Genomic DNA, 26,758 nt, shown 5'->3' on the forward strand with positions numbered 1-26,758 from the left:
CAGCAGCACGCACTGCAACAGCATACCCCAGGCCACTCTGGTGCCGTGCAGAGAGTCCGCGCTTTGCGTCAGCTACGTCCTCCCGGACTAATGCTTTTTTTTGAGTTACATATTCCTTTTACTTCTTTGTCAGTGGGTTAGCGGCTGTGAAAAAGTGTCCGGATGGCTCAGGCCACCCGTTTACGCACCGTGCGTTTTTCACCGTCAATACAGGGATCACTGCAATGAAATCATTCGTATCGTTACTGGCGCTGCTGGTTGCCAGCGCATTACCCGTGCACGCCGCCACGCCGGCGCCGGTCCCGCAGGCCATCGCCAGCCATGATGGCCCGGTGCGCATCGCGGTGATCCGCAACCTCGGCTCTGACGATAACACCACCCAGTTTGTGCAGGGCGCGGTGCAGCAGGCGAAAGCGCTGGGCTTTAAGGTCAGCACCTTTTTATCCAACGGTGACGACGCGCGTTTCCAGGATTTTGTTAACCAGGCTATCAGCCAGAAGTATGACGGCATTATTCTCTCGCAGGGACGTGCGCCTTACTCCACCGCGCTGGTGAAGAAGATCGCGGACAGCGGCATCGCCGTATCGGTATTTGATACCGCCGTCGACGGTGAGGTGGCCGGTGCTACGGTCACGCAACAGGACGATGCCTCCCTGACCGAACTCTCCTTCGGTCAGCTGATTAAGGATCACAACGGTAAGGCCAGTATCATCAGGCTGTGGGTGGCCGGTTTCCCGCCGATGGAGCGTCGTCAGGCAGCCTACCAGCAGCTGCTGAAGGCGAATCCCGGCATTCATGAGCTGGAATCGGTGGGTGCCGTCTCCTCTGACGTGCAGGGCGATACCGCCAACAAGGTCGGCGCGCTGCTGGCGAAATATCCAAAAGGTAAGATCGACGCCATCTGGGGTACCTGGGATGCGTTCACTCAGGGCGCGGTAAAAGCGCTGAAGGAGAACGGGCGCAACGAAATCAAACTCTACAGCATCGACGTCTCTGACCAGGATCTGCAGCTGATGCGTGAGGCGGGCAGCCCGTGGAAAGTGACCGCGGCGGTGGATCCGAAGCTGATTGGCGCAACCAACGTCCGCCTGATCGCGCTGAAGCTGGCGGGAGAAGCCACCCCGGCCAGCTACGAATTTAAAGCCACGGTGATCCCGCAGGCGCTGCTGGTCAGCCAGCCGGGGCCGGTTAACGTTGCCGGGCTGAGCAAGGTGATCCCGGGCTGGGGTCAGACCGGTGACTTTATTGCGCCGTGGTTTGCGACGCTGGAAGCGAAGGCGAAGAAGTAAGGAGCGGCGATGACGAACTTCTTACCAAAGGCGGACTACAGCCGCAACATGCGGCTGATCGGCCACAGCGATCAGGGTGGACGCCCTGACGGCGTGCAGGTGATGGTACACCGCGGCTACGCCTATATCGGCCATATGGTGTCGCAGGGTTTCTCAATCGTTGACGTGCGTGATGCGAAAAATCCGCGCAGCGCGGGCTACGTAGCCGCGCCGCCCGGCACCTGGAACGTGCATCTGCAGGCGCACGACGACCTGCTGCTGGTGATCAACGCCCGCGATCTGTTCGCGGACGTGCGCTTCGCCGATGAGAAAGTCTATTACACCCGTTCGGTGGGGGAGACGGTCAGCGACGTACAGGATCGCGGCTGGAGCGCCGGGCTGCGCATCTTTGATATCTCCTCGCCGGAAAAGCCGCGTGAAATCAGCTTCCTGCCGCTTAACGGTATCGGTATTCACCGCATCTGGTACGTCGGCGGGCGCTGGGCCTACGTCTCGGCGCTGCTGGACGGCTTCAGCGACTACATTTTCCTGACCATCGACCTGGCCAATCCGCAGAAGCCGGAAGTGGCGGGGCGCTGGTGGCTGCCGGGAATGAATACGGCGGCCGGTGAACAGCCGGGCTGGCCGGAGGGCAGGCGCTATGCGCTGCATCATGCCATCATCAGCGGCGACGTGGCGTACGGCAGCTGGCGCGACGGCGGCCTGACGCTGCTCGACGTCAGCGATCGCAGCAATCCGACGCTGCTCAGCCACCGCAACTGGAGCCCGCCTTTTGGCGGCGGCACCCACACCGCGCTGCCGCTGCCGGACCGCGACCTGCTGGTGGTGCTGGATGAGGCGGTGCTGGACAGTCAGGAGGACGGCGAAAAGCATATCTGGCTGTTCGATATCCGCGATAAAACCAGCCCGGTCAGCATCTCCACCTTCCCGCAGCCGGATGAAGTAGACTATGTCGCAAAAGGCGCGCACTTCGGCCCGCACAACCTGCATGAAAACCGGCCGGGCAGTTTTATCAGCTCAACGCTGATCTTCGCCACCTGGCAGAACGCCGGGGTGCGCGCCTATGACATCAGCAACCCCTATCGTCCGGTGGAGACGGGCGCGCTGGTGCCGGCAGCGCCGCAGAAGATGATGGATACCCGCCCGGGCAGGCCGCAGATTATCCAGTCCTGCGACGTGTTTGTTGATGCGCAGGGGATTATCTACAGCACCGACTACAACGGCGGGCTGTCGGTGATTGAGTACCTCGGCTGACTGGCGGGCGGCCATCGCTTCACGGCTGGTGTACGCGCGGCGGGCTTGTCCGTTTTCGGTCTCATCATGTCCCGAACCTGCCTTTTTTTCGCGTCCGGCCCGATCTAAGGTGAATGACCATTGCCTGAAGGATAAACACCGTGCTGACACTGCGCCCCAACTGCGAATGCTGTGATCGTGATTTGCCAGCGGAATCGACGCTGGCGGTAATCTGTTCGTTTGAATGTACTTTCTGCCGGGACTGTGCGGAGCAACGCCTGGACGGCCACTGCCCGAACTGCGGCGGTGAACTGGTGCGGCGTCCGATCCGCCCGGCGGTGAAGCTGGCTACTTTCCCCGCTTCGACGGTGCGGGTAAACAAAGAGCATGCCGCCTGTGGACAGGCGTAGCATAAAAAACGCCGGAGCGGCGGCCCGGCGTTAATGGCGGTTGCGTCCGATATCAGCGGGCCGTTCAGACCGGGCTGAAGCGCAGCGCCAGCTGCCCGCCGGACCCTGCGCTGACATGCACACCGCGCTCATCTTCGCTGAACGGAATGTCCCCCTGAGCTAAACTGTCATGCACCTGCGCCAGCGAACGGGTGCGGAACCCCAGGGCGATCATGCGCGTCGAACCGTCATAATCCGCCGGTAACGCACCCCACTCAGCGCTGGCCCGATCGCTGCTCAGGAAGCGCACGACAGCATCGCCTGCGCCAATCTGCCGCTCCCCGCTGTCCAGCACGTCCACCTGCTGCTCACCAAACAGCTGACCATACACCGCCGCTGCTTCGGCCGGGTCACGGCTGGCGATGACAAATTCGCTGATGTGCGTCACGCCATTCGGGTGCACCTGCCACGCCGGCTGCCAGACCGCGTCCGGGGTCAGATGCTGGCAGAAGAAGCTGCGCCCGTTCGGCACTTTTTCCGCCTGCAGCGCCACGGTGCGAAAGCGCGCTTCCTGCAGCGAACCGTCCGGCAGCGTCACCGGGCGGAAGAAGCTGGCGGCGGCATCGCCCGCCAGTTCACGCTGCTGCAGGTGGCGGTAAACCGCATCGGCGTCCTGCGTTTTCCACACCAGCCCGGAAAGGCCGGGGGGCGACTGCCACAGCGCTTTGCGCAGGTGGCCGCGGCCGGGTTCGAACCCCAGCAGTTCAAGGTAATTATTATGGAAAATGGCCAGATGGTTGCTGGAACCCAGCGAATGGTGGCCACGTTCGGTTAGCTGAAAGCCGAGGCGGCGATAGCGTTCGGCAGCCTCATCCAGCTGCTCACCCACGTTGATCACCACGTGATCCAGTTCAGGAATCAGTTCAGACATTACAGACTCTCCGGTGACGGGCAGGGCGTTGCGCCTGCCCGCAAAAGCGGCACGTCAGGCGGCCGGGATAAAGGGTTCGCCCAGCGTCAGCATCAGGCGGTTGGCCCAGGCAAAAAAGGCGGTGCTCTGCACCAGATCCACCAGCTCCAGTTCGCTCAGCCCCAGCTCGCGCAGTACGGTCAACTGTTGCACGGAAGCGGTCGGCGGCGTGGCGGACAGTGAGGCGGAAAACGCGATGATCGCCTGCCAGCGCGGCTGCTGGTCAACGGCCAACGGCTGGCCGGGGGCGGTGGCGATCAGCCGATCGATATCCTCTGGCTGCTTTGACAGCTGCCCAGCTTTGCGCGCATGCACCGAGGCGCAGAACACGCAGCCGTTGACCTTACTGGCCACGGTGGCCGCCAGCTCGCGCTCTTTGCGCGGCAGCCCGCCGGCGGTAAAGAAGATCCCCTTATCGGCCAGCGTGCGCTGCTCCAGCAGCGGCAGGTTGCGCCCGAGCAGGCGGAAGTAGTCGGAATCAGTGTGGCCAAATCTGGCCAGCGTTGCCTGTTCGTCCGCGTTGAACTCCGCCAGCGGTTTTGCCGGGATCCACGGCTCCCAGCCCAGCTCGTCGCGGGTGAAGGCCGGCGGGGCGTTCTTACCGCTCAGCGTCAGTGGTTCGGTACGCCACCCGGCGGCCACCGCCGGTTCAGCGCTGGCGGCGGCGCCGTTCTCGCCGGCCAGCAGACGATAACCGCGCAGCAGGCGGCTCTGGTAGCTGACGAACGCCACCAGCTGCGACAGGGTGACGATCGCGTCCAGGCTCAGGCCGCCGTCAGCCAGCGCATGCAGATGGGCCGGATCGGCGGCGGCCGGTTTAAAGGTCAGCAGTTCGGCGTGGTCGCGCAGCGGCTGCAGCCCGGCGTCAGGCTGACGCCCGTTCAGTTCGGCGGCATAGTGTGCGGCCAGCCGCTCTTCACCGTGCCAGCTGGCGACCTGCTGCGCCAGCGCCAGGCGTGAGGTCAGCGGCAGGCCGTGAGCGGCGGAGGGGCTGAACAGCACCTCGTAGCTGCCCTGGGTATTTTCGGTGGCGGCGTCGCGGGTCAGGCGGGCCTCGGCCAGCGCACTGCCGGGGGCAATATCGGCCAGCTGCTCTAACAGATCGGTACTACGGGTCATACGCGCTCCTTGTGGGTCACTCTGGATACGGGCTTACGCCAGCCGAGCGCCGGGGCAACCTCGCTGGCCAGCAGTTCAATGGAGGTGAGGATCTGTTCATGCGGCGGATCGATGGAGTGTACCTGGAATGACACATCGGTCACCCGTGCCAGGCTGCTGTCCTGCCGCAGCGAGGCCTCTACCTGTTCCGGCGTGCCGAGATGGACATCGAACGCGGCGATATAGTCATCAAGGGTGTCGCCCGCCACCTGATGGCCAGCGCGGCGATGATGCTCCGCCTGCGCGGTCAGCCCCGGCAGCGCCAGCCGCCGGGCCTCTGCGCCATCACGGCTGACAAAGGCGGTGCGTGAGGCGAGGATGCGCGGCTCCACCCCCGCAGGCAGGGCGGCGAGGTATGCGTCAATGATCGGGTTCTGGATCGCATCCAGCGCCAGGCGCGGCTGTCCGGGCGGGCGGGGCTGAGTGCGCGAGAGCATCAGCCCGTGGCCGGCGGCACCGGCGCGCGCCGCGCCCGCCACCGAGAAGGTGGCCTGCCACAGGCGATCGGCCAGCTGCGGGGCAGCAGGGTAGAGCCGGTTCTGTTCATGGCCGAGGGCGTCGCCACGCCATGCCTGTAACAGCGTCTCCAGGTTGGCAGAAAACGCCTCTGTACGCCGATCAAAAGTCAGACCAAACGGCAGAAACGAGTCCGGCGTGCCGCCGGAACCCAGCCCCAGCTCCAGCCGGTGGTCACTCAGCAGGTCCAGTACCGCCGCATCTTCCGCGACGCGCAGCGCATTCTCCATCGGCAGGGTGATGATCGCGGTGCCGAGGCGGATGCGTGAGGTCTGCGCGGCGACGCTGGCGAGGAACAGCAGCGGCGAGGGCAGGCCGCCTTCGGCCTCGTGAAAATGGTGCTGGGCAACCCAGGCGGTATCAAACCCCAGCCGCTCCGCGTGCAGGATCTGCAGGGTGGCGAGGCGGTAACGTTCCTGCGCGCTGGTTTGGTCCAGCAGGCGGGTAAAGAATCCAAGACGTTTGGCTGTCATGCGGTGTCCTTAGCGCGTGTCAGGGTGGGAATGGCGGCGATCAGCTCGCGGGTATAGTCGCTGACGGGATTGCTGAAAACATCGCCGGTGTTACCGTAATCGATCTGCTGCCCGGCGCGCAGCACCGAGACGCTGTGCGCCAGCTGACGCACGGTGGCCAGATCGTGAGAAATAAACAGATAGGTCAGCCCGAGGTCCTGTTGCAGCTGCCGCAGCAGAGCGAGGATCTGCGCCTGAATGGTGACGTCCAGCGCCGAGGTGGCCTCATCCAGCACCAGGATCTGTGGGCGCAGCACCAGCGCGCGGGCAATTGCCACCCGCTGACGCTGGCCGCCGGAGAGCTCGTGCGGTTTACGTTCCAGCAGCGGCAGCGGCAGCGCCACCCGGATGGCGGCCTCCTCCACGCGCTGACGGCGTTCGTCGCGGCTCAGGGGCTCAAAGTTCAGTAAGGGTTCTTCAATCACCCGGAACAGCGTCTGTGACGGATCGAGTGAGGCAAACGGGTTCTGATAGACCAGCTGAATTTTGCGGCGCAGCTGCCGCAGCGCTTCGCCCTTCAGCTGCGTGGCATCAATGCCGTCGATAGTCACCCGGCCGCTGTCTGCCTGCTGAAAGCCGAGCAGAATACGTGCCAGCGTGGTTTTGCCGGAACCGGACTCGCCGACCAGCGCGTGGGTGGTGCCGCGCGCGACGCTGAAGGAGACGTTATTCAGCGCCTGGAAACCTTCGCCGCCACCGAGAGAGAAGTGCCTGCTGACGCCCGCAATCTCAATCGCCGGCTGGGAAAAGTGCGCCGCAGGCGGCGGCGGAATAGCGGCAGAGAGCGCGGGCGCATCGGCAAACAGCTGGCGGGTGTAAGGATGCTGCTGCCGCCGCAGGATATCGTCGGTCAGCCCCTGTTCCTGCACTTCTCCCTGACGAAACACCAGGATGCGAACGGCGCGCGCGGCGGCCACCGCCAGGTCGTGGGTGACAAACAGCACGGCGGTACCTGACTCGCGGCGCAGCTCGTCAATCAGGTCGAGAATGCGTTTCTGCACCGTCACGTCCAGCGCGCTGGTCGGCTCATCGGCGATAATCAGCGCCGGTTTCAGTGCAATGGCGATGGCGATCAGCACCCGCTGTTTCATGCCGCCCGACAGCTGGTGCGGATACTGCCCGGCCCGCCGCTCCGGGTGCGACAGCCCGACGCGGGTCAGCAGGGCCACCACGCGCTGCTGACGCTCCTGACGCGACAGCCGCTGGTGCAGCTGCAGCACTTCCTCAACCTGCTGGCCAATGGTTTTCACCGGGTTCAGCGAACTGCCGGGATCCTGCGGGATCAGGCTGACCACCGCGCCGCGCACGCCGTCCAGCCGCTTCTGCGACCAGCCGCCGATCTCCGCGCCGTTCAGCCAGATTTCGCCGGACTCTCGCTCGCCATTCCCGGCCAGCAGGCCAATTATCGCCTGAGCGGTGGTGGTTTTGCCGGAGCCGGACTCGCCAACCAGCGCCACCACCTCGCCACGATTCACCCGGAACGAGACGTTATGCACCACGCGCTTGCGTTGCCCGCCGCTGCGGTAGGCGATGCTGAGGTTGTCCACCTGCAGCACCGGATGGATGGATTCACTCACCGGCGACCTCCTGAAAAGTGATGACTGATGCGGTTGGTGGCCAGCACCACCAGCACCACGACGACGCCGGGGAAGGTGGTCAGCCACCAGGCGGTGGAGATATAGTTGCGCCCTTCGGCAATCAGCAGGCCCCACTCCGGGGTCGGCGGTGGGGTGCCGTAGCCGAGGAAGCTCAGGGTGGAGATGGCAAGGATCGCGCTGCCAAACTGCAGGGCCGAGAAGGCCAGCACCGGCGTCAGCGAGTTAGGCAGAATGTGCCGCCACAGCACCGAGAAAAAGGTGCCGCCGCTGCCGTAAGCCGCTTCAACGTACTCCGCGTGGCGCACGCGTACCACCTCCGAACGTGCCAGGCGGGCAAAATTCGCCACCGAGGTGATGCCCACGGCGATGGCGGCGTTAACCGTGCCAAAGCCCAGCAGAATAATTATGCTCAGCGACAGCAGCAGGCCGGGTATCGCCAGCAGCACGTCCACGATGCGCATCACCACGCTCTCGCTGCGCCCGCCGAGCGCGCCAGCCACCACGCCGAGCAGCGTGCCCACGGTCAGCCCCAGCGCCACGGCTACCAGCGCGCCGCTCAGCGAATGTGATGCGCCCCAGACGATGCGCGCATAGAGGTCACGTCCCAGCTGGTCGGTACCGAGCCAGTGGCCTGCCTGCGGGGCCAGCCGCTGCGCGCCCGGCGTGCCCTCGGTCGGGCTCCACGCGGTAAACCAGCCCGGGGCCACCGCCCACAGGATCGCCAGCGCCAGCACCGCCCACGCCAGCAGCAGGCCCGGCTTCAGCTGACCGGGAAAGAGCGCCCGCACGCCGCGCACGGACTTGAGGCTGTTGTCTGCGATCAGACTCATGATGTTGCCCTCTGGTAATGCCGGATGCGCGGATCGAGCAGCGGTGAGACCACGTCGACCAGCAGATTAATCGCCACAAAGCCGGTAGCGGAGATCATCACCACCGCCTGCAGCACCGCCACATCCTGATTATTGACCGCCTGCTGGGTCAGCTGGCCGAGTCCGCTTAAGCCAAACACCGTTTCAGTAATCAGCGCGCCGGCGATCAGCTCGCCGAGCAGCAGCCCGGCAATGGTCAGCACCGGCAGCAGGGCATTGCGCGCCACGTGGTGCCACAACACCCGGCGCTGGCTTGCGCCTTTGGCACGCGCCACCGCGACAAACGGCTGGGTCTGCACCTGGTCGATGCTGCGGATCAGAATTTGTGCCAGCGGCGCTGAAATCGGTATCGCGAGGGTAAGCACCGGCAGGATCAGGCCGGCGATCTCTCCCGGATTAATCACCGGGATCCAGCGCAGCTGGAAGGAAAACACCTGAATCAGGGCGATACCCAGCCAGAAGGTGGGTATCGAGATAAACAGCGCGGGCAGCGACTGCAGCGCGTTACGCCACCAGCGCAGCCCGGTAAGGCTGGAGACAAAGGCGATGGTCACGGCAAGCAGGGCCGCCAGCAGAAAGCCGGGCAGCGCCAGGCGCAGCGTGGCTGGGAAATTCTCAGCCAGCAGCTCGCTGACCGGGACCCCCGCCTGCACCGAGAAGCCAAAATCCCCGTGCAGCATGCTGCCGAGCGTGTGCAGATACTGCTGCCACAGCGGCGTGGTCGCCCCGTAGGCCTGGCGCATCTCTTCGATCTGCGCCGGGCTGAGGCCGAGGTCCGGGTTCTGAAACTTAATCAGCACCGCATCGCCCGGCAGCACCTGCAGCAGGAAGAACGACACGGTAAACGCCGCCCACAAAACCAGCAGGGCCTGGCCCAGCCTGCGCGTGAAATAGCCTGTCATCATTACCTGCCTTACTGTTTATCCAGCCACACGCCGTAGAAGCTCGGGCGGCCTACGGCCTCAAAGCTCAGCCCTTTCAGCCACGGCGCGCTGGCGAACACCTGCGGCTCTTCGAAGATCGGGATGTTATAGGCGTTATCGATAAGGTAGCGCTGCGTGTCGCCGGTCAGCGCGAGCCGTTTCTGCGGATCGGTTTCCGCGGCAATGCCTTCCAGCAGCGCGTTCAGCCTGTCATCACGGAAGTTTTTCACCAGGCTGCTGGAACCGCCTTTCTGCAGCAGCGCATCGCGGTTGGTCGGGTAGAACTGGCTTTTCACCACGTCCGGGTCGGCGCGGCCGACTTCGGTGACGTTAACCGGGGTTTTCAGCGGAGCGAGGCTGTCGACGGTTTTGCTGCCGGCATCGCCGGCCTTCACCGCCAGCGCCACGCCGACCTGCTTCCACTGCTGCGCCACCAGCTGCAGAACCTCTTTGTTCTGCGGCTGCGGCAGGGATTCGTACACCGTCAGCGCCAGTTTCTGGCCGTCTTTCTGGCGGATGCCGTCGCTGCCCGCCTTCCAGCCTGCTTCGTCCAGTAATTTATTTGCCAGCGCCGGATCAAACTTCAGCCTGTCGCTGAGATCAACGTAGCCTGCCGCCGAGGCGGCCAGCACCGAGGTGGCGACCGGGTAGTTAGGCGAGAACAGCGTATCGACGATCTGACGGCTGTTGGTGGCGTGCAGCAGCGCCTGGCGCACTTTCAGTTCAGACACCAGCGGGTTATCCGGGCGGAAACTCAGGCTGTCATTGATGCCGCGGGTTGGTGCGGCGTAGATCGGGAAGTTCTGCTGCTGTGCCTGCTTCTCATCATAAGCCTGCACCTGACGGATCGCTCCGGCCTGGCCGGCCAGCAACGCGCCGATGCGCACGCTGTCTTCCGGCGTCACGATAATTTTGATCGCGTCGAGGTTAGCGCGGCCCTGCTGAGCGCCATTTTTCGGACCCCAGTTATAATCTTTGCGCACGCTGAGATCGACTTCACGTCCGAGCTTTTCGCCGGTGACCACAAACGGGCCGGAACCGATAATATGACGCGCATCGCCCAGCGCTTCAAAATTACGCGCGAGGGTGCTGAGAGAAACCAGACCGGAGCCTATCGTGGCTGTCCCCTGCAGAAAGCCCGGGGAGGATTTCTTAAAGTAGAATTTCACCGTCAGCGGATCGACCACTTCGCTGCGTTCATAGTTATTGATCACTTCTGATACCGGGAGGCGCTGCGCTTTATTTCCCAGACCATAGGTATCAAAGTTTTTCGCCACCGCACTGGCATCCAGCGGCGTGCCGTCGGAGAAGGTCACGCCCGGACGAATTTTAAAGGTATATTCCGTTTTCTCCGCGTTGCTGCTCCAGCTTTCAGCAATCCAGGGTTCCACCTGCAGCGTTTCGGGATTTTGCCAGGTCAGCTTATCGGTAATTTGATTAAGAATACCGCCGTTAGGATAAAACCCACCGGCAGGGGGGTAAAGATTGGTGTGTGCCTGTTGCTCTAAATAGATCAGCGTACCGCCCTGCACCGGCTTATCTGCCGCATGGGCGATAACAGAACCGGTTAAAAGTGCCAAAGCCCCGGCAAGTGCCTGAAGGCGAAACGTGTTGCGCATAAGGAATTCCTTTATTGTCAGTTTGATGTGCCTGCTGGCAACCAATATCAGGCCTGACAACGGTCAAGGTGAAGCAAGGAATTCTTCTGGCTATTTGCGTTTTGCGCATAAGGCTGTGAAGGAGAAAGCTGACAACAGAGCGTGTGACAGGGGAGGGTTAAAAAGGCAGGGCACAGATACCGCAGCAGAGGTGTCGATCGGACGGCAGTAGAGGGTAAATCTCAGGGACAACTGACGTGGAAAACTGAATGACGAGGGGAGTGGCAGGAAAAAAAACGGCCACCTGACGGGTGGCCGGTTTTGTTACTTGATCAGGAAATCTTCAAGTTTTTTGCCTGCGTCCAGCGCCTGCTTAATTACCGCCGGGGTACGGCCCTGGCCGGTCCAGGATTTGGATTCGCCGTTTTCGTCAGTATATTCATACTTAGCCGGACGCGGTGCACGCTTGGCACGGGTCTTGGTAGTGGTATTATCTGCAGCGGTCAGTTCGCTCAGGTCGATACCATCTTCCAGCAGCATCTGGCGGTATTTTGCCAGTTTCTGTTCTTTTTCTTTAATCTCAGAGGCGATAGCGGCATCTGCTTCACGTCTTTCGTTCACTACCGCTTCCAGTTTCTCCAGCATCTCTTCCAGCTCAGCTAAAGAAATTTCACGAGCCTGCGCACGCAGGGTGCGAATGTTATTTAATACTTTCAGCGTTTCGCTCATAACGGAATCCGTAACCTGTAAGGTGGTTTAAATTTAGTCAACATAGGTACCAGTGACAAGTGTACATTCAAATGAATGAGGAAAAAACAGTAATTTAAAAAAATGTTCAATTAAAGGTGAGGTTGTGCACATAAGTCAGTGAAGATGCAATCGGGGATGTAGCTATATTTACATCGAATGGGATGAATCTTAACACTATACTTCGAGGCCTTACGTGGCTTGTTGAAACTTTACACGGAAAGATGGGGTAAAACGCGTTGAATTACGTTAGCGAAGAATAACTGACTATCCTGCTGTTAATGATTGATTTTCTTCAGAGTATGCCACCTGTTCTTAGCGCAAAAAAAGCTGACTTTTTTTGCGGGTGTTACGCTGTCACCCGTGTAGCCTTATGGCAGGTGTGAAATAAACCGTCACCATCCCGTGTAAACCAGAAATCCCGCTATTCGTTCTCATTTTTGCGCATTCAATCTGATGATGCAGGCGTCTCTTAGCTGCTCAGCCCGCGAAGGTCGGCAGGGAGGAAAGTTAACCCAGGTTATTATTCCCGGTATCTGCGGGTCAGGTGAGCAGTCAGGTAACGGTCATTCTGGTTTGTCGGGGGGGGACGGTTTCGGACTATTCTGCTGACCGGATATAAAACGGCTTCAGTCGCTATATCCACTTTTTAGCCAGCGGATTGCCGGTAAAAAGATATCATCAGCGCGCGAACAGAGTCAGTTTACGTTAAGCCGGTATGAAATCCCGTTACGACATTAACTAGTTACAACATACTTTTAACTTTTTAATGCTCCGCCAACAACAGCGTGCCTGCCTGCAATATTAGGGTCAGACAGGCTCTGTTCATGCGGGTTACGCTCTCCTGCTCGCGTTATTTCTTAACCGGTAGCTGGCCGCAGTGGCAATAAGGATGATGAGTGCGCCGCAGAACTGCCCTAACGTAAGGCGGTGGGCAAAGACCAGCCAGTCTACAACGATAGTGACCACCGGATAAATAAATGAGAGCGCGGCCACCAGGCTGCCGCTAAGTTTACCGATCCCCGCATAAAGCAAGGTCGACATCAGCGCAGTATGTACCACACCCAGTATTAACAGCAGCGACCATGCCTTAACCGGGTTTTCTGCCTCTATCGGTGTCATAAAAGGCAGTAACAGCAGCGTCCCGGTAATCAGCTGGATGAGGACCAGCTTTTGGGGGGAGATCTGCTTTACGCTACGGGCCACAATCGCAACCAGCGAGTAACAGAACGCGGCACCCAGCGCCAGCAGCACCCCGGAGAGATAATGCTCCCCGCCTGACCGGACGGGCTGCCCTCCGCTGACGATCAGTACGACACCCGCGAACGCCACCCCCAGCCACAAAGCCGCCTGCCGGGAGATTTTTTCGCGAAACAACAGCGCACTCAGCGCAGTCAGCATAAAAGGCTGAGTGTGGTAGGTCACGGTTGCGACACTGACCGAAGCTGACGCGTACGCTGTAAATAGTAACACCCAGTTTAAAACCAGTGCGATACCGCCAGCGACAACCAGCAGCCACTGATGCAGGGTTATTCTCACTTGCCACGATCCGGGCAGGGTAAAACAGACCAGCGCCATCGCCACTGCGCCAAACAGGCAGCGGTAAAAAACGGCGGTTAACGCATCCTGCCCGGAAGCGATTACCAGCCAGCCGGTGGTACCGGCGACCAGCATTGCCGCGGTCATTTGCAGTGTTCCCGTGGTTGAGACCATTTCTTGACTCCTTATCAGGTCCGTAGAGGTATTCAGGTGTGGATTAACAGGTTAAATTGAACGAGCGGACATTATAATGAACGCATAAGAGGCGTTCGTCAAAAAGAACATTTGTACGATATGGAGAACACTATGAGTGATTTAACCCCGCCTGAATCTGCGGCAGGCTCACCCATACTGCTGCTGGCACAGGCGCTGCGCCGTGAACGGGAGCGGCTGGCGGTCAGCGTGACCGAGCTGGCAAAACGCGCGGGCATTGCCAAATCCACGCTTTCACAGCTGGAGAACGGCATTGGCAATCCGGGACTGGAAACCCTGTGGGCGCTGGCGATGGCGCTGAACGTGCCGGTCAGTCGCCTGATCGCCCAGCCGCGACAGCCGGTGCAGGTGATACGCGTCGGGGAGGGCACGCCGCTGGTCTCCGGCCAGGCAAACTATCTGGCCACGCTGCTGGCTACCTGCCCACCGGGGGCACAGCGTGATATTTATCGCCTGCAGGTGCAGCCGGGTGAACCGAAGATTTCTGCCGCGCATCAGCCCGGCACGCTGGAGCATGTGATCCTCAGCAGTGGCCGGGCGAGGGTGGGGCCGCTGGAGGGCTGGGTGGAGCTGACCGCCGGTGATTACATCAGCTACCCGGCTGATGAACCGCACCTGTTTGAGGCGCTGGAGGAGAACACCACGGCGGTGATGCTGATTGAACAGGGATAAGGACCACGCGGCTGCGCACTGCAAAATATCGCACAACCGGTTATTTGTCAGATATGTTGTCGCATCCATCAACGGGCGTTAAATGAACGGCTATCACATTCTCTCTTCCACGGTTAAGCGGGTAAAAAACCCCCCAGGATTTAACCCGGTTAACAAGGAGAGAAAATGAAAAAAACGGCTGTTTTACTGCTGTCGCTGGGCCTGACAGCGGTGGTTTCATGCCGGTCAGCGCAGCCCGCGTTTCAGACCGAGATGGACAGCGCTACCGCGCAGAAGGTGAACACCCTGCTGCGTACGGTGACGATCCCCGGACGGAACAAAAGCCACGGCGAACGGGTGCGCGACCTGTCGGCGGCCTTTCTCGGTACGCCGTATCAGGCCGACACGCTGAAGGGCTCTGCGTTAACCCCGGAAGTGCTGGTGGCAAATTTTAACGGCGTCGACTGCTATACGCTGATTGATTACGTCGAGGCACTGACGCGCGCAACCAGCGCGGATAACTTCCTGACCCGGCTCATCCGCGTGCGCTACGTCAACGATAAGGTCAGCTACCTGAGCAGAAAACATTTCTTCACCGACTGGTATGCCATCAGCCCGCACAACGCTGAGGATATCACCCGCAGCCTGAGTCCTGCGGCGATCGCGGTTGAAAAGACGCTGAACCGCAAAGCCGACGGCGGTGAATACATTGCCGGGCTGGGCAGCGTGCCGCGGACGATCGCCTACCTTCCCGGTAACGCCATCAGCCAGCAGGTCCTCGATAAGCTGCACACCGGCGATTACGTTGGCGTTTATTCTCCGCTGGCCGGTCTGGACGTCTCCCACACCGGGATCGTGATCAAACGGGATGGCCAGGTGTGGTACCGCAACGCCTCATCGCTGTCGCGTAATATGCGGGTGGTCGATACGCCATTTCTGGAATATATGGCGAAAAAGCCCGGCATCGTGGTGCTGCGGGTGAATTAGCCGCGGCATTATCTGCCCGCTGCCCGCTGGCGATCCACTTAACAACGGTATTGCGGCGTACGTGCAGCGGGCACAGGGTGGCAGGTTTAACCCGGCAGCAGCCATCACCCTGCAGAGAATTCTGTAAATAACAGGTGAGGTACCTGCCATTCAGTCATTCGTGGTCAGCCTCAGGTTGATTTACGCTGACAAGTAGGTAGACTGGTCTACCTACTTTTTACTGCAACAAGAAGGCGACAATGACCCCCGACCGCGAAAGCGCCCACGATAAGCTGCTCCGCGCCGCGCAGGTGCTGTTTTACGCCCATGGCATCAGCAGTACCGGCATTGATGCCATTATTAAGCGCGCAGGCGTGGCAAAGAAGAGCCTCTACAATAACTTCAGCTCCAAGGATGCGCTGATCGCCGCCTATCTGCAGGTGCGCCATCAGGAGTGGCTGGACTTCTATCAGCGGCGGGTGGCACAGGCGGCCACGCCGCGTGAGAAGGTGATCGCGGTATTTGCTGCCTACGGCGATCATGCCGAATTCGCCTATGAGCACGGCTTTCGCGGCTGCGGCCTGCTGAATGCCGCCGCCGAATTCCCGGCGGATTCCGCGGGGCGACGTGAAGTGCGCAAGCATAAAGAGCAGGTTGAAGCGATCCTGGTTACTCACCTTGCAGAACTGGCTAATCCGCAGGGCAGGGATATTGCGCTGCTGGCGAGGCATTTTTCCTTCCTGCTGGAGGGCAGCATTTGCCGCGCCGGGCTGGAGGGCAACAGCGCCTGTATCACTCAGGCCTGTGCGATGGCGCAGCAGTTAATGGAGGCACTGTGAGCAACACGGCAGAACAGCAAACCTCCACCACTACAGACGCCCGATCCGCGCAGCAAACCCTCGGCACGTTCGGCGTTCTGATTGCCGCCATTCTGTGGGGAACCACCGGTACGGCCGCGACCTTTGCGCCGGAGGTCAGTCCGCTCGCCGTCGGCGCGGTGGCGATGGGCTTCGGCGGTTTACTGCAGTGCCTGATTGCCCTGCGGCCGGTGGTGGCGCAGCGGCGTAAAATTCTGGCCCAGCGCCGTTATCTGCCGATCGGTGCGCTGGCCGTGGCGATCTACCCGCTGGCGTTTTATGCCTCGATGAACCTGGCCGGGGTAGCGGTGGGCACGGTGATTTCCATCGGCTCTGCGCCGCTGTTATCGGCACTGCTTGAGTACTTTTTTGACCGGCAGCGCTTAAGCCGCCGCTGGATGTGCGGTGCCGCCGTGGGCGTGGCCGGAATGGTGCTGCTGACGCTGGCGGAGAGCGGCCATGCCAGCGCCGGCGCAGAACGCCCACACGCGCTGGCCGGTATTCTGCTGGGGCTGGTGGCCGGCTTAACCTATGCGCTCTACTCCTGGTCGGCCCGGCAGATGATGCAGAAGGGGGTCAGCGGCCCGGCCGCGATGGGATCGACCTTTGGCGCAGGTGGCCTGCTGCTGATGCCGGTGCTGCTGCTGACCGGAGCACCGCTGCTGCAGTCGTGGAGCAATGCTGCGGTGGGGATCTATATGGCGCTGGTGCCGATGTTTATCGGCTATCTCTGCTACGGCTATGGCTTAGCCCGCATCCGCGCCAGTACCGCCACCACCATCACCCTGCTGGAACCGGTGGTGGCCGCGCTGCTGGCCGTCACGCTGGTGGGCGAGAAGCTGCCGGCCAGCGGCTGGGCCGGGATGGCGCTGATTGTGATCTGCCTGGCGATTATTACGCTGCCTGCGGGACTGTTTTCGGGGCGGCGCGTGCGGCCTGATCGTGAACCGGTCTGAATAAGCGGGTCAGCCCGGAGCTGACCCGCTTATTCTTCCGGCCGGAACCCGTTACACCGCTGCCCCCTCTTCCCGCCGCGCCGCAAACTGGTTTTCCGGTTCGCGAAGCCCCAGCTGTTCGCGCAGGGTGTTGCCTTCGTACTCGCGGCGATAGAGGCCGCGCGCCTGCAGGATCGGGATTACCTGGTCAACGAAGTCGTCAAACGCCGTCGGCGTGCCGCCGCGAACGATAAAGCCGTCCGCCGAGCCGCCGGTAAACCAGGCTTCCAGCCCGTCGGCCACCTGTCCGGCGGTGCCGGAAAAGGTCGGGCGCGGGGTGGCCTCTTCCAGCGCCACCTGGCGCAGGGTCAGGCCGCGCGCCTGCGCGTTGCGTTTGATGGTGTCGGTGGTGCTGCGGAAGCTGTTCTGGCCGAGATCGCCGATATCCGGGAAGGGCGCGTCCGCATCGTACTGACTGAAGTCATGATGCTCAAAGTAGCGGCCAAGGTACTCCAGCGCCTTTTCCAGTGATACCAGCTGCGCGGTCTGCTGGTAGCGCTCTTCTGCCTGCGCTTCGCTGTCGCCGATAATCACGCTGATCCCCTGGAAGACGCGGATATCATCGGCGTCACGGCCGTTGGCCACCAGCTGGCGGCGCACGTCTTCACGGAAAGCGCGTGCCAGTTCCGGCGTTTCCTGGCGGGTGTAGATGGCGTCGGCGGTTTCAGCGGCAAACGCCTTGCCGGACTCCGACGCGCCGGCCTGGAAGATCACCGGGCGCCCCTGCGGAGAACGGCCGACGTTAAGCGGTCCCTGCACCGAGAAGTAGTGGCCTTTATGGTTCAGCGTATGCAGCTTGTCGGCGGCGAAGAACTCGCCGCTCTCTTTGTTGCGCACGAAGGCGTCCGCCTCCCACGAGTCCCAGAGGCCTTTGGTCACCTGCAGATACTCGCTGGCGATGCGGTAGCGCTCGCTGTGCTCCGGGTGGCGATCGCGTGAGAAGTTTTTAGCCGAGCCTTCCAGCGGTGAGGTGACGACGTTCCAGCCCGCGCGGCCGCCGCTCAGCTGATCGAGGCTGGCAAACTGACGCGCCACGGTAAACGGCTCGCTGTAGGAGGTGGAGAGGGTGGCCACCAGGCCGATTTTCTCCGTCACCAGCGCCAGCGCGGACAGCAGCGTGATCGGCTCAAAGCGGTTGAGGAAGTGCGGGATCGACCTGGCGTTGATATACAGGCCGTCGGCGACAAACAGGAAATCGAATTTCGCCGCTTCGGCCTGTTTTGCCAGCGCTGTGACGAACTCAACGTTGATGCTGGCGTCGCTGACCGCATCCGGGTGACGCCAGGCGGACATATTGCCCGACGGGCCCTGTATAATTGCGCCGAGGCGCAGCTGTGTTTGGGTCTGACTCATGGCTGGTTTCCTTACGGGTTATTCAGGCAGCGCGGCCCGGCAGCGCCGGCAGCGCATCAAGAAGCTGTCGCGTCCACGGATGGCGCGGGTGGTTAAATACCTGGTTCACGTCGCCGCTCTCCACCACGCGCCCCTCCTTCATCACCAGCAGCTGGTCGGAGAGGTGGTGGATCACGCCGAGATCGTGCGAAATAAACAGCAGGGCGGTGCGGTGCTCCGCCTGCATATCGGCCAGCAGGTCGAGGATCTGCGCCTGCACCGACACGTCCAGCGCGCTGACCGGTTCATCGGCCACCAGCAGCGCCGGGTTGGGCGCAAAGGCGCGGGCAATCGCCACGCGCTGGCGCTGGCCGCCGGAGAGTTCACGCGGGTAGCGCTGCAGCAGCGACCGGCTGAGCCGCACTTCGTCAAGCAGCTGCAGCACCCGTTTACGCCGCTCCGCGCCGAAGATCTGCACCGCATCCAGGCTTTCGCCGATGATGCGCTCCACGTTGTAACGCGGATCGAACGAGCTCAGCGGATCCTGGGCTATCAGCTGCAGCTGCTGGCGGCGGCTGCGGCGCAGCGCTTCCGGCTGATGGTCCCAGCGCTGGCCGGCAATAACGATCTCGCCGCGCTGCGGTTCGCTCAGGCCGAGCAGCAGACGGGCCAGCGAACTTTTGCCGGAGCCGGACTCACCGACCACCCCCAGCGTTTCCCCGGCGCGCAGCGTGAAGGAGACGTTATTGACCACGTGGCGGTCGCCGTAATACTTATGGACGCCGTTGACCGCCACCACGATCTCTCCGGCCGGGGCGCGTTCGGGCAGCGCCTCCGGCTGCGGTGACGCCAGACGAAAACCGCGCGTCTCCGGGCGGGGGATAGCCTGCAGCAGGCGGCGGCTCCACGCGTGCTGCGGGGTACGCAGCACCTCACGGGTGGCACCGCTCTCCACCACTTCGCCGTCGCGCATCACCAGCACCCGGTCGGCCAGCTCGGCCACCACCGCCAGGTCATGGCTGATCAGCAGCAGCGCCTGGCCGTTATCGCGGCGCTGCTGCAGCAGCGACAGGATCTGTTTCTGCACCGTCATATCCAGCGCGGTGGTCGGTTCGTCGGCAATCAGCAGCGCCGGCTGCCCGGCCAGCGCGCAGGCGATCAGCACCCGCTGGCGCAGGCCGCCGGAGAGCTGATGCGGGTAAACCGCCAGACGCTGCTCTGCGTCGGCAATGCCCGCCTGCTGCAGCAGCTGAATGCTGCGCGGCACGATTTCGCGGGCGGGCAGCGGCTGGCTGGCCAGCAGGGCGTCGGCCAGCTGCTGGCCGACGGTACGCAGCGGATCGAGAGAAACCAGCGCGTCCTGCAGCACGTAGCCAATCTGCTTACCCCGTACCTGCCGCCACTGGCGCTCGCTGTTACCCAGCGCGGGCTGGCCGAGAATATCGAAACGGTCGGCGCTGATGATTGCGCCTTTGGCCTGCAACCCCAGCAGCGCGCGGGCGGTGACGGTTTTACCGGAGCCGGACTCGCCGACCAGCGCCACCGATTCCCCCGGCTGAATGGTCAGACTCAGCCCGTTAACCACCGTCTGTTCGCCAAAGCGGATGGCCAGGTTATGAATATCTACCGCAGCGGTCATGGTTGTTTTCCTTCAAAACGGGCCTGCCAGTAGCGGCCAACGGTATTCACCGCTACCACGGTCAGGGTAATGGCAACGCCCGGCCAGACGCCGGTCCACCAGGCGTTACGCAGATAGTTACGGCCTTCCGCCAGCATCAGCCCCCACTCCGCCGTCGGCGGCTGCGGGCCCATGCCGAGGAAGCTCAGCCCGGCGGTGCCGATGATCGCCGTACCCAGACCGAGGGTGGCCAGCGCCGGCACCTGCGCCACCGCGTGCGGCAGCACGTGACGCAGCACCAGCTGCCAGCGCGGCAGACCAAAGGTGCGCGCCTGTTCCACGTAGCCGGACTGCGCCACCAGAAACGTCTGCGCGCGCACCACGCGGGCAAAGCGCGGCACCGAAGCAACGCCCAGCGCAATAATCAGGTTAACGGTGCCGGGGCCGGTAAAGGCGATCAGCATCAGCGCCAGCAGCAGGTCCGGGAAGGCGGAGATGACGTCGACCGTGCGGCCAGTCACCTCATCCACCACGCCGCGCGCCAGCCCGGCCAGCAGGCCCAGCAGCGTACCCGCCACCACCGCCAGCGCGATCGCCGCTACCGAAATCAGCAGCGAGTAGCGGCTGCCGTAGATCACCCGGCTCAGCAGATCGCGGCCCAGCTGATCGGTGCCCAGCCAGTGTTGCCAGGAAGGGGGCAGCATGGCGTTGAGCGGGTCGGCCTGCAGCGGATCGAAAGGTGCCAGCCAGCCGGGAAACAGGGCGGCCAGCGCCAGCAGCAACAGGAATAACAGGGCGGCCAGCAGGCCGTAAGGCAGGCTGCGCGCAAGGCGCAGCGTTAAGATTTCAGACATGATTCACTCCCTGCCCGGCTGGTGACGCAGGCGCGGGTCGAGCAGCAGGGCGAGGATATCGACCAGCGTGCTCATCACCACGTAGATCAGCGCCGACAGAATGGCGACGGCCAGCACCACCGGCAGATCCTTGCTCAGCACCGCGTCCACCGTCACCTTGCCGAGGCCGGGACGGCTGAACACCGTTTCGGTGATCACCGCACCACTCAGCAGGCCGCCGACCAGCCAGCCGGTCAGCGTCACTGCCGGCAGCGCCGCATGGCGCAGCGCGTGGCGCAGGCGCACGGTGCTGCCCTTAATGCCCCAGGCGCGCAGCGTCAGCGAAAACGGCTGATCCAGCGCCTCCTCCAGCCCGCGCCGCAGCACCTGTGACACCACCGCCCCCTGCGCCAGCCCCAGCGCCAGCGCCGGCAGCACCAGCGCGGCAGCGTTGCGGTCGCCGGCCACCGGGAACCAGCGCAGGGTAAAGCTGAACACGAACAGCAGCACAATTCCCAGCCAGAATGAGGGCGTGGAGGCCAGCAGCAGTTCAATGCCGTTGGCAACGCGACGACCCCAGCGACGGTGCGCGGTACTCACCGCCAGCAGCACGGCAAACGCCACGCTGACCAGCAGTGCGGCGGCGGTCAGCTTCAGGGTTGGCACCAGCTGCGAGGCCATCAGCTGGCCGACGTCGACATTGAGCATATAAGAGCGGCCAAAATCGCCGTGCAGCACGCGCCACAGGTAGCTGAGGTACTGCTGCCACAGGGGCTGATCCAGCCCCCATTCGGCGCGGATCGCCGCTTCAATTTCCGGGGTGCGGATCTGTTCACCGATCAGCAGGCTGACAATATCGCCCGGTGCCAGCCAGACGCCGATAAAGGACAGCGTCACCGCTGCCCACAGCACCATCACGCCGCCGCCCAGACGCCCGGTCGCCCGCCACAGCAGGGAGGAGGGCGCCTTCAGGCGCAGGGCCGAAGGGCTTTTGATCAGGGGAGTGGTTTCGCTGCTCATGATGACTCCGTTATCAGTGTTTGCTCAGCCAGACGCCCCAGGCGTTTTCCGGCAGCTGCTTAAAGGCACGGAAACCGACGCCGTGGACATATTTCGCCGAGGCGATCTGGTCTTCCGGCTCATACAACGGTACCGCCACGGCCTGGTCCAGAATCACGAACTGCTGCAACTGCGCGTAGGACTCGCGTTTTTTCGCCTCGTCCAGGGTGGTGGAGGCAGCTTTCAGCAGCGGCAGGATCTCCGGTGCCGAGGTGCGGCTGTAGTTGATGGCCCCGCCCGCTTTCACCGGCAGGTAGTGGTTTTCAATGTCGATGCCGTCGGTAGGCGTGTTGGAGTTGGCAATCGAACCAAACTGGCCGCTGTTACGCAGCTCGACGTAGGTGCCGGAATCGACGTAACGGATGTTCAGATCCACGCCGAGACGCTGGCGGGCCTGCGCCTGCAGCGCCTGCAGCAGCACGCCGCGCTGGTCACGGACGGTCGCCTGTGCCTGGACGATATCGATGGTCAGGCGTTTACCCTCTCTGGTGCGGAAGCCATCGGCATCACGCTGAGTCCAGCCTGCTTCATCCAGCAGTTTATTGCCCAGCGTCGGATTGTTGCCGTATTTGCCTTCCAGCCCTTTGTCATAAAGCGGATCGATCGGTGAGGTGATGCCCCAGGTACGGGTGCGTTCGCCGCGATAGATCGATTTCAGTATGCCGTCGATATCCAGCCCCTGCAGCAGGGCCTGGCGCACCTTCTGCTCGCGGGTCGGGCCATATTCCACGTTAAGGAACAGCGAGTAAGGGGTGCCGGTGTTCAGCGCATGCCGGTAGTCGAAGTCCGGGTTATCTTTGAATTCACCGGCGTCATTACCGGAGATCCCCTCAATCAGATCCACCTGGCCGGAGAGCAGGGCACCGGTACGTACGGAAGATTCCGGCAGGAAGCGGTAAGTTACGCCATCGAGATACGCCGGGCCCTGGCGGCCGGCGTTGGCCGGTGCCCAGTTGTAGTCCGGGTTTTTCTTAAAGACGATCTGCTGGCCTTTTTCATAGCGCTGCAGAATAAACGGACCGGTACCGGCCACCTCAGCACCACCGGCTTTTACCGTTGGTGACTCCCAGGATTTCGGGGAAATCAGCTTCAGCCCGGCGGCGAACGACAGGAACGGCGTATAAACCTCTTTCAGGTTCAGCACCACGTGCTGCTCATCCGGGGTTTCCACGCTGGCCAGATGGCTGCCCAGCGCGTACAGGCTGGTACCCGCCGCGTAGGCCGGATCCTGAATGCGGCGGAAGTTTTCCGCCACCGCTGCCGCATTAAACGGCACGCCGTCGGTGAACTTCACCCCTTTACGCAGGGTGAAGGTGATGCGTTTCCCCTCGTCTTCCACCTTGTAGCTTTCGGCCAGCCAGGGTACGTAACTGCCGTCGGCGTTACGCGCCAGCAGCGACTCATAGGCGGCGCGCAGGATCAGCTCGGCTTTATCCTGGCCGTTCAGCTGCGGATTCAGCGGGCTGGGTTCAACTTCAACACCCCAGGTCAGGGTACCGCCGGTTTGCGGTTTTTCTGCGGCAAAAGCCGCGGAGACGGAAAGGGCCAGCAGTGAAAAGGTGGCCATCATGGCCACGTTATTATTTACGCGCATAGTTTTCCCGGAATAATGTTTAAGAAGCCAGTCAGGCGGTCAGTTTGTTATCAGTAAAATCGTGCAGGGTTTCTTTATTTTTAGCCTGCTCATAACGCTGCTGGTCGAGTACGCGGGTTAAATAAACCAGCTCCACGCCCAGCGGATTTATTGCCCGGTGGAACGGCTGATAGCCGCGACGCAGATAAAGCTGCGACAGCCACGGATGTTTAATCGCGGTTGCCAGATACACCGCCGGTGCCTTCAGCGTGTCGCGCAGAAAACTCTCCTCCACGTAACGGATAATGCGGCTGCCGTAGCCCCTGCCTTTAAAGTCCGGATCGACGGCAAACCAGTGCAGGAACGGCCAGGGCGCCACCTGCTTCTTATCCGGCGTCCACGGGAATCGGGCGGTCAGCGTCGCTACCAGCTGGCCGTCGCTTTCCAGTACAAAGGTCGATTCGCTGGCGATGACCGCCCGCACGTCTTCAACGCTGGAACGGGTAATGGTGAAATGTATTCCCTGCGGAATTAACGGCGCGTAGGCTCGCTGTAATAGAGCATGCAGAAATTCCGCCTCTTCAGGCTGGGCTAAACGAATACGCTCGGTCATAACGTGCCACCTTAACGGGTGTGAGAATGGCGTGATTATTAGCTGGCTGTTACGACACTGTGAACGATGAATATCTGATAAGGATACGCGGTTAAAAGCTTAATCCGTGGTTTAGCGCGGTAATGACCCCGGACGTTCACGGGGTCCGCGCGCGGTCATATGCCGCTGGCAGAGATAAAGCGTGGCCGATCCGCCCGCGCGGGTAAAAAAGCACTGCCCGTGGGCTCAGAGGTGATTGCCGGCAGCCAGCTCCCGCATCGCCTGCTCCAGTACCTGGAATACCCGCGGATCGCTGAGGTGCGCCACGTTAAAGCGCAGGAAATTTCCGGCGCTCTGCGAGACGCTGAACACGTTGCCCGGCGCGAGGATCACGTTCTCCTCACGGCAGCGGCGGGCCAGCGCGGTGGAGTCGATACCGGCGGGCAGCCGGCACCAGAGATAAAAACCGCCGCGTGGGATCAGCCACGGCGTCAGACCGCTCCGGGTCAGCCTCGCCACCGCCTCGCGCTGCGCCCGCGCCAGCCGGCGGGTGACGTCATCGAGGTGTTTGCGGTAGCTGCCGCCCGCCAGCACGCTGGCCAGCAGTTCGGTGGTCAGCGGACTGGGGCCACCGAAATTGCAGGCAATCTGCAGATCCACCAGCCCGTCGATCCACGGCTGGCGGGCGGCGATATAGCCGCAGCGCACCGAGGCGGAAAGCGTCTTGGAGAAGCTGCCCATGCGGATCACCCGCTCCAGCCCGTCCGGTATCGCCAGCCGCGCCGACATCTCCGGCTCAAAATCAGCGAAAATATCATCTTCCACGATGATCAGATCCTGGGCTTCGGCCGCGCGCAGCATCCGCCAGGCGGTCTGCGGCGACAGGCTGGCGCCGGTCGGGTTGTGCAGCGCCGAGTTGGTGATATACAGACGCGGCCGTTCCGCGGCGAGAACCTGCTCAAAGGCGGTGATATCCGGCCCGGTCGGGGTCCAGGGGACGCCGGCGATCTTCACCTGATGGATCCGCAGCTGGGTCTGAAAATTAAAGTAGCAGGGGTCATCAACCAGCACGGTATCCCCCGGCCGCAGCAGAAAGCGGCAGATCAGATCCAGCGCCTGGCTGCCGGAGCCGGTCAGCATAATCTGTTGCAGCGGCACGTTCAGCCCGTCGCGGGCAAAACGGTTTTGCAGCCACTGGCGCAGGGCCGGTGCACCTCGGGTGCCGCCGTAGTCCACCAGCAGGCTGGCGTCCGACCGCGCCAGCTGGCGCAGCCCTTTACGCAGCGCTTCGGCGGGCATCCAGTCTTCAGGCAACCAGCCGCAGCCGGGCTTGAGCACCTCTTCTCCGGCATCCAGCGACTGGCGCGACACCCAGAACGGGTCGATCTCCGGCGGCAGCCGGGTGGCGCTCTCCACCAGGCTGCGGGGAGCCTGCTGACTGCTGCTGACGTAAAACCCCGCCCCCCGGCGTGAGCGGATCAGTCCGGCCGCCGCCAGCCGTTCATAGGCTTCCACTACCGTGGAGGGGGAAACCTGCATCAGGGCGGCATAGCGGCGGATCGACGGCAGCCGCTCACCGGCGGCCAGCGCACCGCTGCTGATTTTACGGCGAATATCGTCGGTCAGGCTTTCGGTTCGGGTCATTGACGGGGGTTCCGTGACTGTGAACACTGAACTGTATGGCTGGCGTTAGCCATACAGTTCGGGAGAATTGTACTGCATTGTATCTTCGTCTTGTCCGTCACGCATCCTACTATCGTTCGAGACTAAAGCCGTTAAGAGCGGGAAACTATGCACAGAGGAACCATGCAGCAAACAACGGAACAGACGCAGCAACGCACGACGGCAGGCTGGTGGAGCGGGCTGGCAGGCGTGATTATTTTCAGCGGTTCGCTGCCCGCCACCCGGGTGGCGGTGATGGATTTTTCGCCGTGGTTTTTAACCTCGGCGCGGGCGGTCATTGCTGCCGTGCTCGGTGGGGGGCTGCTGTGGCTGCTGCGACAGCGCCTGCCGGCCCGTGCCGATCTGCTGCCGCTGCTGATCGTTGCCGCCGGGGTGGTGGCCGGTTTCCCGCTGCTGACCGCCATGGCGCTGCAGCACATCAGCGCCGGGCACTCGCTGGTATTTATCGGCCTGCTGCCGCTGTCCACGGCGCTGTTTGGCGTGCTGCGCGGCGGTGAGCGGCCTAAGCGCGCTTTCTGGCTGTTTTCGCTGCTGGGCGGCGGCACCGTGGCCGGGTTTGCGATCGGCAGCGGGCAGGGCGGCGCGATCGGCGGCGATTTGCTGATGATCGCGGCGGTGCTGGTGTGTGGGCTGGGCTACGCGGAAGGGGCCGGACTGTCGCGGCGGCTGGGGGGCTGGCAGGTGATCTGCTGGGCGCTGCTGCTGTCGCTGCCGCTGATGGCCGCGATCGGCATCGCCAACTGGCCCGTCAGCCTGGCCGCCGTTGGCGCACCGGCGTGGTTTGGCCTGGGCTACGTGTCGCTGTTCAGTATGCTGATCGGCTTCTTTTTCTGGTATCGCGGGCTGGCGCTGGGCGGCATTGCCGGGGTGGGGCAGCTGCAGCTGCTGCAGCCGTTCTTCGGTCTGCTGCTGACCGCGCTGCTGCTTCATGAACCGCTGGCGCTGAGTATGCTGGTCTGCTCCGCGCTGGTGATCCTCAGCGTGGCCGGAGCGAAGCGCTTTGCCTGATCATAAAAAAACCAGGCCCGGAGGCCTGGTTGATGGT

General features: G+C 62.5%; 24 protein-coding genes. 8 read left to right on the forward strand and 16 right to left on the reverse strand.

Annotated features, from left to right (window positions below):
- Positions 1–224 precede the first annotated feature (224 nt).
- The 3 genes from NV64_RS00910 (at position 225) to NV64_RS00920 (ending at position 2,932) form a co-directional block, all read left to right on the forward strand.
- Positions 225–1,289 carry a sugar ABC transporter substrate-binding protein gene (locus NV64_RS00910; RefSeq protein ID WP_101505107.1) on the forward strand — a complete coding sequence of 355 codons (1,065 nt, stop codon included), beginning with the start codon at positions 225–227 and terminating at the stop codon, positions 1,287–1,289.
- 9 nt (positions 1,290–1,298) lie between these two features.
- Positions 1,299–2,543, forward strand: a complete 1,245-nt coding sequence (locus tag NV64_RS00915; protein ID WP_056237629.1) for an LVIVD repeat-containing protein — start codon at positions 1,299–1,301, stop codon at positions 2,541–2,543.
- A gap of 140 nt (positions 2,544–2,683) precedes the next feature.
- Positions 2,684–2,932, forward strand: coding sequence for a DUF1272 domain-containing protein (locus NV64_RS00920; RefSeq protein WP_072166386.1), 249 nt, complete (start codon positions 2,684–2,686; stop codon positions 2,930–2,932).
- A gap of 64 nt (positions 2,933–2,996) precedes the next feature.
- Here NV64_RS00920 and NV64_RS00925 read toward each other — a convergent pair whose 3' ends face one another.
- From NV64_RS00925 to NV64_RS00965, 9 genes are all read right to left on the reverse strand, one after another.
- The gene (locus NV64_RS00925; protein WP_101505108.1) at positions 2,997–3,842 is read right to left on the reverse strand and encodes a VOC family protein; all 846 of its coding nucleotides are present in this window, start codon (positions 3,840–3,842) and stop codon (positions 2,997–2,999) included.
- A 54-nt stretch (positions 3,843–3,896) separates the two neighbouring features.
- On the reverse strand, positions 3,897–5,000 hold the full coding sequence (locus tag NV64_RS00930) for an alkylhydroperoxidase domain protein (RefSeq protein WP_056237633.1): 1,104 nt from the start codon (positions 4,998–5,000) through the stop codon (positions 3,897–3,899).
- Positions 4,997–6,028, reverse strand: a complete 1,032-nt coding sequence (locus NV64_RS00935) for a putative FMN-dependent luciferase-like monooxygenase (RefSeq protein ID WP_056237634.1) — start codon at positions 6,026–6,028, stop codon at positions 4,997–4,999. Before NV64_RS00935 ends, NV64_RS00930 begins: the two co-directional genes overlap by 4 nt.
- Entirely contained in the window at positions 6,025–7,644 is a 1,620-nt protein-coding gene (locus tag NV64_RS00940; RefSeq protein ID WP_369878844.1) for a dipeptide ABC transporter ATP-binding protein, read from the reverse strand. The genes NV64_RS00935 and NV64_RS00940 overlap by 4 nt, the downstream gene beginning before the upstream one ends.
- A complete protein-coding gene (locus tag NV64_RS00945; protein ID WP_056237636.1) occupies positions 7,641–8,495 on the reverse strand; it encodes an ABC transporter permease in 855 nt (284 codons plus the stop codon). The genes NV64_RS00940 and NV64_RS00945 overlap by 4 nt, the downstream gene beginning before the upstream one ends.
- Complete coding sequence (locus tag NV64_RS00950) at positions 8,492–9,436, reverse strand: ABC transporter permease (protein ID WP_101505109.1); 945 nt, start codon at positions 9,434–9,436, stop codon at positions 8,492–8,494. The genes NV64_RS00945 and NV64_RS00950 overlap by 4 nt, the downstream gene beginning before the upstream one ends.
- A gap of 11 nt (positions 9,437–9,447) precedes the next feature.
- Positions 9,448–11,076: a TIGR04028 family ABC transporter substrate-binding protein gene (locus tag NV64_RS00955; RefSeq protein WP_101505110.1), complete on the reverse strand. Its 1,629-nt coding sequence runs from the start codon at positions 11,074–11,076 to the stop codon at positions 9,448–9,450.
- Between the two features lie 303 nt (positions 11,077–11,379).
- Positions 11,380–11,784: an H-NS family nucleoid-associated regulatory protein gene (locus NV64_RS00960; RefSeq protein WP_056237642.1), complete on the reverse strand. Its 405-nt coding sequence runs from the start codon at positions 11,782–11,784 to the stop codon at positions 11,380–11,382.
- 852 nt (positions 11,785–12,636) lie between these two features.
- Complete coding sequence (locus tag NV64_RS00965) at positions 12,637–13,515, reverse strand: DMT family transporter (protein ID WP_056237644.1); 879 nt, start codon at positions 13,513–13,515, stop codon at positions 12,637–12,639.
- Positions 13,516–13,647: 132 nt separating this feature from the next.
- Between NV64_RS00965 and NV64_RS00970 the strand changes: the two genes are divergently transcribed.
- The 4 genes from NV64_RS00970 to NV64_RS00985 all read left to right on the forward strand — a co-directional run bounded on the left by NV64_RS00970 (position 13,648) and on the right by NV64_RS00985 (position 16,984).
- Positions 13,648–14,226, forward strand: coding sequence for a helix-turn-helix domain-containing protein (locus NV64_RS00970; protein ID WP_056237647.1), 579 nt, complete (start codon positions 13,648–13,650; stop codon positions 14,224–14,226).
- A 165-nt stretch (positions 14,227–14,391) separates the two neighbouring features.
- Positions 14,392–15,192 (forward strand): DUF1460 domain-containing protein, encoded by an 801-nt coding sequence (locus tag NV64_RS00975; protein ID WP_056237651.1) that lies wholly within the window; start codon positions 14,392–14,394, stop codon positions 15,190–15,192.
- Between the two features lie 239 nt (positions 15,193–15,431).
- Positions 15,432–16,010: a TetR/AcrR family transcriptional regulator gene (locus NV64_RS00980; protein ID WP_056237654.1), complete on the forward strand. Its 579-nt coding sequence runs from the start codon at positions 15,432–15,434 to the stop codon at positions 16,008–16,010.
- Complete coding sequence (locus NV64_RS00985) at positions 16,007–16,984, forward strand: DMT family transporter (protein WP_101505111.1); 978 nt, start codon at positions 16,007–16,009, stop codon at positions 16,982–16,984. The genes NV64_RS00980 and NV64_RS00985 overlap by 4 nt, the downstream gene beginning before the upstream one ends.
- 51 nt (positions 16,985–17,035) lie before the next feature.
- Here the strand turns inward: NV64_RS00985 and NV64_RS00990 are convergent, their stop codons facing one another.
- The 7 genes from NV64_RS00990 to NV64_RS01020 form a co-directional block, all read right to left on the reverse strand.
- Entirely contained in the window at positions 17,036–18,376 is a 1,341-nt protein-coding gene (locus NV64_RS00990) for an LLM class flavin-dependent oxidoreductase (protein WP_056237655.1), read from the reverse strand.
- 22 nt (positions 18,377–18,398) lie between these two features.
- On the reverse strand, positions 18,399–19,994 hold the full coding sequence (locus NV64_RS00995; protein WP_101505112.1) for an ABC transporter ATP-binding protein: 1,596 nt from the start codon (positions 19,992–19,994) through the stop codon (positions 18,399–18,401).
- Entirely contained in the window at positions 19,991–20,827 is an 837-nt protein-coding gene (locus NV64_RS01000; protein WP_101505113.1) for an ABC transporter permease, read from the reverse strand. The genes NV64_RS00995 and NV64_RS01000 overlap by 4 nt, the downstream gene beginning before the upstream one ends.
- Before the next feature lie 3 nt (positions 20,828–20,830).
- On the reverse strand, positions 20,831–21,826 hold the full coding sequence (locus tag NV64_RS01005; protein ID WP_101505114.1) for an ABC transporter permease: 996 nt from the start codon (positions 21,824–21,826) through the stop codon (positions 20,831–20,833).
- Between the two features lie 13 nt (positions 21,827–21,839).
- Complete coding sequence (locus tag NV64_RS01010) at positions 21,840–23,459, reverse strand: ABC transporter substrate-binding protein (protein ID WP_101505115.1); 1,620 nt, start codon at positions 23,457–23,459, stop codon at positions 21,840–21,842.
- Positions 23,460–23,490: 31 nt separating this feature from the next.
- Positions 23,491–24,051, reverse strand: coding sequence for a GNAT family N-acetyltransferase (locus tag NV64_RS01015; protein WP_056237663.1), 561 nt, complete (start codon positions 24,049–24,051; stop codon positions 23,491–23,493).
- 225 nt (positions 24,052–24,276) lie between these two features.
- Complete coding sequence (locus tag NV64_RS01020; RefSeq protein WP_101505116.1) at positions 24,277–25,674, reverse strand: PLP-dependent aminotransferase family protein; 1,398 nt, start codon at positions 25,672–25,674, stop codon at positions 24,277–24,279.
- A 162-nt stretch (positions 25,675–25,836) separates the two neighbouring features.
- Here NV64_RS01020 and NV64_RS01025 point away from each other — a divergent pair, with 162 nt between their 5' ends.
- Positions 25,837–26,721 carry a DMT family transporter gene (locus NV64_RS01025; RefSeq protein ID WP_056237668.1) on the forward strand — a complete coding sequence of 295 codons (885 nt, stop codon included), beginning with the start codon at positions 25,837–25,839 and terminating at the stop codon, positions 26,719–26,721.
- The last annotated feature ends 37 nt before the right edge of the window (positions 26,722–26,758 follow it).

This window comes from Erwinia sp. B116 (assembly GCF_002865965.1).
Classification (GTDB): domain Bacteria; phylum Pseudomonadota; class Gammaproteobacteria; order Enterobacterales; family Enterobacteriaceae; genus Erwinia.

Excerpts from the sequence above, each read along its gene's own strand:
- NV64_RS00910 (WP_101505107.1), top strand. The coding sequence starts at position 225 with ATGAAATCATTCGTATCGTTACTGGCGCTGCTGGTTGCCAGCGCATTA.
- NV64_RS00915 (WP_056237629.1), top strand. The coding sequence starts at position 1,299 with ATGACGAACTTCTTACCAAAGGCGGACTACAGCCGCAACATGCGGCTG.
- NV64_RS00925 (WP_101505108.1), bottom strand. The coding sequence starts at position 3,842 with ATGTCTGAACTGATTCCTGAACTGGATCACGTGGTGATCAACGTGGGT.
- NV64_RS00930 (WP_056237633.1), bottom strand. The coding sequence starts at position 5,000 with ATGACCCGTAGTACCGATCTGTTAGAGCAGCTGGCCGATATTGCCCCC.
- NV64_RS00935 (WP_056237634.1), bottom strand. The coding sequence starts at position 6,028 with ATGACAGCCAAACGTCTTGGATTCTTTACCCGCCTGCTGGACCAAACC.
- NV64_RS00945 (WP_056237636.1), bottom strand. The coding sequence starts at position 8,495 with ATGAGTCTGATCGCAGACAACAGCCTCAAGTCCGTGCGCGGCGTGCGG.
- NV64_RS00950 (WP_101505109.1), bottom strand. The coding sequence starts at position 9,436 with ATGACAGGCTATTTCACGCGCAGGCTGGGCCAGGCCCTGCTGGTTTTG.
- NV64_RS00955 (WP_101505110.1), bottom strand. The coding sequence starts at position 11,076 with ATGCGCAACACGTTTCGCCTTCAGGCACTTGCCGGGGCTTTGGCACTT.
- NV64_RS00960 (WP_056237642.1), bottom strand. The coding sequence starts at position 11,784 with ATGAGCGAAACGCTGAAAGTATTAAATAACATTCGCACCCTGCGTGCG.
- NV64_RS00965 (WP_056237644.1), bottom strand. The coding sequence starts at position 13,515 with ATGGTCTCAACCACGGGAACACTGCAAATGACCGCGGCAATGCTGGTC.
- NV64_RS00970 (WP_056237647.1), top strand. The coding sequence starts at position 13,648 with ATGAGTGATTTAACCCCGCCTGAATCTGCGGCAGGCTCACCCATACTG.
- NV64_RS00975 (WP_056237651.1), top strand. The coding sequence starts at position 14,392 with ATGAAAAAAACGGCTGTTTTACTGCTGTCGCTGGGCCTGACAGCGGTG.
- NV64_RS00980 (WP_056237654.1), top strand. The coding sequence starts at position 15,432 with ATGACCCCCGACCGCGAAAGCGCCCACGATAAGCTGCTCCGCGCCGCG.
- NV64_RS00990 (WP_056237655.1), bottom strand. The coding sequence starts at position 18,376 with ATGAGTCAGACCCAAACACAGCTGCGCCTCGGCGCAATTATACAGGGC.
- NV64_RS00995 (WP_101505112.1), bottom strand. The coding sequence starts at position 19,994 with ATGACCGCTGCGGTAGATATTCATAACCTGGCCATCCGCTTTGGCGAA.
- NV64_RS01000 (WP_101505113.1), bottom strand. The coding sequence starts at position 20,827 with ATGTCTGAAATCTTAACGCTGCGCCTTGCGCGCAGCCTGCCTTACGGC.
- NV64_RS01005 (WP_101505114.1), bottom strand. The coding sequence starts at position 21,826 with ATGAGCAGCGAAACCACTCCCCTGATCAAAAGCCCTTCGGCCCTGCGC.
- NV64_RS01010 (WP_101505115.1), bottom strand. The coding sequence starts at position 23,459 with ATGCGCGTAAATAATAACGTGGCCATGATGGCCACCTTTTCACTGCTG.
- NV64_RS01015 (WP_056237663.1), bottom strand. The coding sequence starts at position 24,051 with ATGACCGAGCGTATTCGTTTAGCCCAGCCTGAAGAGGCGGAATTTCTG.
- NV64_RS01020 (WP_101505116.1), bottom strand. The coding sequence starts at position 25,674 with ATGACCCGAACCGAAAGCCTGACCGACGATATTCGCCGTAAAATCAGC.
- NV64_RS01025 (WP_056237668.1), top strand. The coding sequence starts at position 25,837 with ATGCAGCAAACAACGGAACAGACGCAGCAACGCACGACGGCAGGCTGG.